Consider the following 550-nt stretch of genomic DNA (forward strand, 5'->3'; position numbering starts at 1 on the left):
AGGAAGAGATATAATGATTCAAGTCAAAGCGCCAGGAAAGCTGTATATTGCTGGAGAATATGCAGTAACAGAGCCTGGATATAAATCTGTCTTAATTGCAGTTGATCGATTTGTGACAGCAACAATTGAAGATACGAATTCATCATCAGGATTTATCCATTCTAAGACTTTACATCATGAGCCGATTACATTTACAAGAGAACAAGACAAAATCATCATCTCTGATAATGATGCTGCAGATCAGCTTAAATATATTACACAAGCTATAGAAGTCTTTGAACAATTTGCTAAAAGTTCCAATGTCACATTAAGACATTATAACTTAACGATTGATAGTAACCTTGATGATGCATCCGGTCATAAATATGGTTTAGGTTCTAGTGCAGCCGTATTAGTATCTGTTATCAAAGCTCTAAACGAATTCTATAACTTACAATTATCAAATTTATTTATTTATAAATTAGCTGTTATCGCTAATATGAAATTACAAAGTTTAAGTTCTTGCGGTGATATTGCAGTAAGTGTTTATACAGGTTGGTTAGTCTATAGT

General features: G+C 32.5%; 1 protein-coding gene. It reads left to right on the top strand.

Features of this window, described 5'->3' with window-relative positions; translation table 11 throughout:
- Window positions 1–13: 13 nt before the first annotated feature.
- The coding region (locus tag KA878_RS13985) for a phosphomevalonate kinase (RefSeq protein WP_210142254.1) at window positions 14–550 on the top strand (537 nt) is incomplete at its 3' end.

This window comes from Staphylococcus sp. GDY8P57P (assembly GCF_017892585.1).
GTDB lineage: Bacteria > Bacillota > Bacilli > Staphylococcales > Staphylococcaceae > Staphylococcus > Staphylococcus borealis.